Annotated in this window: 4 protein-coding genes; 1 reads left to right on the forward strand and 3 read right to left on the reverse strand. The window is 35.0% G+C overall.

The features are described from left to right. The coding region (locus tag V7183_RS18360) for a PLP-dependent aminotransferase family protein (RefSeq protein ID WP_335360385.1) at positions 1 to 1,395 on the reverse strand (1,395 nt) is incomplete at its 3' end. Positions 1,396 to 1,517: 122 nt separating this feature from the next. Between V7183_RS18360 and V7183_RS18365 the strand changes: the two genes are divergently transcribed. Beyond that, positions 1,518 to 2,135 (forward strand): LysE/ArgO family amino acid transporter, encoded by a 618-nt coding sequence (locus V7183_RS18365; protein ID WP_097898597.1) that lies wholly within the window; start codon positions 1,518 to 1,520, stop codon positions 2,133 to 2,135. A 71-nt stretch (positions 2,136 to 2,206) separates the two neighbouring features. Here V7183_RS18365 and V7183_RS18370 read toward each other — a convergent pair whose 3' ends face one another. Both V7183_RS18370 and V7183_RS18375 read right to left on the reverse strand, forming a co-directional pair. Then, positions 2,207 to 3,460, reverse strand: coding sequence for an MFS transporter (locus V7183_RS18370; protein WP_097898598.1), 1,254 nt, complete (start codon positions 3,458 to 3,460; stop codon positions 2,207 to 2,209). A gap of 265 nt (positions 3,461 to 3,725) precedes the next feature. Continuing rightward, positions 3,726 to 3,874, reverse strand: a 149-nt coding sequence (locus V7183_RS18375) for a small, acid-soluble spore protein, alpha/beta type (RefSeq protein WP_049113934.1), incomplete at its 5' end; no start/stop codon positions are given.

Here is a 3,874-nt window from a genome sequence, read left to right on the forward strand (position 1 = left end):
ATCTAATGATGCATATGAATATGAAAGACGTAAAAAATCCCCTGCATTTCTATCATATAAATTCCCTGGATTTAGTAAAATATTTTCTTTTAATGCTTTTTCAAATAAAATTCGGCTTGAGATTTCGGGACCGATATGTAACCAAATGTAAAAACTACCTAGTGGGATATGCCAAGTTGCTATATCTTTACAATATTTATTGAGTACGTCAAGCATAAAGTCCCTCTTTCTTTTCAATTCGCTTCGTATATATTGTATATGTTCACCATAGAAACCACTCCTAAACCATTCTGCAGCAACCTGTTGTGATATGGAACTAGAACCATAATCCGTTTGCATTTTTATATCTGCTAATCGTTGAATAACTGGTTCTGGTCCAACAATCCAACCAATTCTTAAACCAGGGCTAATGACTTTGGACATACTTCCGATATGTAATACAATTCCATTTCTATCATAGACCTTTAACGGTTTAGGAACAGGTTCATCAAACCATAAATCTTGATACACAGCATCTTCAATTATAGGTAAACCGACTTCATTACATATCTTGATAACCTCTCTTCTCCTCTTATCATTCATAATAAAATTCGTCGGATTATGAAATGAAGGAATCGTATATAAAATAGAACCATTAAATTGCTTCATGTATTTTGCAATAAGCGATGGATTTAGCCCATTCTCATCCATTGGCATTCCGATTAAGCGCATTCCTGCTGACTGAAAAACATTGAGTGAATATAAATACGATGGTTTTTCAAGTAAAATAGAGGATCCTTTACGAAGAAGCCCCATTGAAATGAGCTGCAAAGCCTGAATTGCTCCTGAAACAATTAAGATAGATGCTGGTGACACAAAAACCCCATGTATTTTCAAATATTCAGCTATTTGTTCTCTTAATTTAATATCCCCTTTTGGTTCTTCATACCCTAATGGAATTCTTTCATTAGCAATCTTTCCTATAATTTGTTTTGTTTTTTCATCAGGTAAAAGCTCAGCTGAAAGTTCGCCAGTACCTAAACGTATTACATTAGGATAAAATTCAGCTCGATTAATTTCTTGTATAGCTGGTAAGTTGGGATAATGAAGGCCTGTTTCCACGTATGATTGCCAATCGGGATGCGTTACATGTACACCCTCATTCTCCACCTGATTCTTTATAATCGTTCCGTTTCTCCCTTTCCCCTCTATAAACCCTTTTGCTGTTAATTCATCAAATGCCATAACAATTGTACTTCGATTCACTTCAAAAATATGAGACAAAGCTCTTTGTGATGGCAATTTTGTACCAACTGGCCACTCCCCATTCACTATTTTTTGTTTTATGTACACTTCAATTTGTTTATATAAAGGAACAGCAGAAGATATATCCGGTTTCCAATCAAATCGTTTCATATTCTCATCTCACATTCTTTTTGGTTGGGATACTATTCAACCATATGGATGGATACAACTTCTATTTTCTTTTATACAATATACACTATCATATTTGAATCATTTATACGGGAGGAAATAACATGACTGAAGCAATTATTCACGGAGTAATTCTTGCATTTGGGCTTATTATTCCATTAGGTGTCCAAAATGTCTTTGTTTTTAATCAAGGTGCCAGTCAACCAAATATTTGGCACGCCGCTCCTGTGGTGCTAACCGCAGCCATTTGTGACACAGTGTTAATTCTCGTTGCCGTCCAAGGTGTATCTATTATGCTCCTTACCTTTTCATGGCTCACAACAGCTCTTTATGTAATTGGATTTTTCTTTCTGATATATATGGGATGGGCAATTTGGAAAAGCGATGCTACAAAGGAACTACATAAAGAAAAAAAGATATCATTCAAAAAGCAAATTATTTTCGCTGCTTCTGTTTCCTTATTAAATCCACATGCAATTTTGGATACGATTGGTGTTATAGGAACAAACTCTATTCAATATGTAGGAGTTGAAAAATGGGCATTTACTTTTGCAACTATTACTGTTTCTTGGATTTGGTTTATCGGCTTAGTATTTGCTGGACGAATGCTAAAAGAAATCGATTCATCCGGGAAAACAATTAGAATATTAAATAAAGTTTCTGGAGTTATGATATGGGGCGTCGCTCTTTATATGTTAAAGCAAATCGTTTTTCTGCACTAAAGTAATGAGAATTGCATGCTGAGAATATGTTACATACAATTCTCATTTAGTGTGACAAAATGGAAAAAACGTTAAGGAGTTGATTTAGGCTGTCGATGTAAAGCAGCTTGATCTTTTGCCGGTTTAATCCATATGATTGTAACAACTGCCCCAATCGCTGCAAAGATACTTGTTACATAAAAAACTTCATGGTCTGCTCCCTTCATAAAAAAAGAATAAAGAGGCGGACCTGCAGCTACACCAATAAAACGCATCGAACTATAAAATGAGGTAACTGTTCCTCTTTGTTCTTTTTCAATTCCTTGTGTAATCAAAGCATCTAAACATGGTAATGCTATCCCAATTCCAAGCCCCATAATAACAAGACAAAGAAGTAACAAATATATACCTTTCACAAATAATGGAATAGCAACAGATACGGCGGCTAATATAAAACCGATGTATATACACCTTTTCATTACGATCTGGTTATCACCGATTTTCTTTCCTGCCATATATGAACTTAGTGATAGTACAAGTAAAGGAATAGCAAGTATACATCCTTTCCAAATTCCATGAATGCTATATTTTGTTTCTAATATGGTAGACAAATAAAAAAGAATCCCAAATAAAATAAGCATAGTAATCGCACCTAATATAAAGATTGCAACTAACCATCTTCCTTTTTCTCGGAAGGTTGAAGCAATGGAATGAATAAATTCTTTAAGTGGCGGCACTTGATTTTCTTGTTTTTTTGCTTTTACTAATAGCAATAATAAAACAATTGAGATAGCACATAATACCGGAATAGCCCAAAATGGTAAAAACCATACTATTCCAGCAAGAGCTGATCCTAATATTGGACTAAGTACTTTTCCAAATGTGTTCGATGTTTCAATAATTCCTAAGCCAGTACTTACTTCTTTTTCATCTTTATATAAATCACCAACACACGGAATGACAACTGGCATAGCTCCCGCAGCACCTATTCCTTGAATCGCTCTTCCAATAAGAATCCACACATAGGGATTTTCAACTTTCCATGATACCCAACCTGTTATAGCCCCTCCGATGGCAGCAATTAACAAGCTTGGGACCATCACCATTTTGCGCCCCCACCGATCTGATAAATAACCAGCGATGGGAATAAGTAAAATTGCTACAATAGAATATATTGTAATGATCATGGATGTTTGAAAAGAAGAAATATGCAACTTTTTTTCAATTGTTGGAAGGATTGGAATAAGCATTGAATTTCCTAATGTCATAACAAGTGGCACAGATGCAAGTGCAATTAAACAACAGTCTTCTTTTTTTAACATGCCGATTTCGAAACCTTTCATCATTTATTTCTTTCTTTCCATATAGTAGCCCTGATGGGATTTGATTTTATATTCCATCAGGGCTCTCACATCTTGTCTGCTTTTTAACTTATATAACAAAAGAAATTGGAGTAAAACCTAGCATTACTTCTATTCTTTCAATCCTCACAACAGTATATCCGTACTATTTAATGGAAAATTATCTTCCTTTCCACCTAACACCATACAATATTTAAAAAAAACAAAAAAGAAAGGAAGATCCCTTCCTTTCTCCCTTGACGCTTTCATTTTAGCGAGTATATCCGCCACCAAGCTGTTGTTCTGCCATAGCTACAAGACGTTTCGTGATTTCACCGCCTACAGAACCATTTGCACGTGAAGAAGTATCGGCTCCAAGTTGTACACCGAATTCCTGTGCAATTTCATATTTCATTTGAT

It is taken from the genome of Bacillus sp. JJ1127, from assembly GCF_036965845.1.
Taxonomy (GTDB): domain Bacteria; phylum Bacillota; class Bacilli; order Bacillales; family Bacillaceae_G; genus Bacillus_A.

Excerpts from the sequence above, each read along its gene's own strand:
- V7183_RS18365 (WP_097898597.1), top strand. The coding sequence starts at position 1,518 with ATGACTGAAGCAATTATTCACGGAGTAATTCTTGCATTTGGGCTTATT.
- V7183_RS18370 (WP_097898598.1), bottom strand. The coding sequence starts at position 3,460 with ATGATGAAAGGTTTCGAAATCGGCATGTTAAAAAAAGAAGACTGTTGT.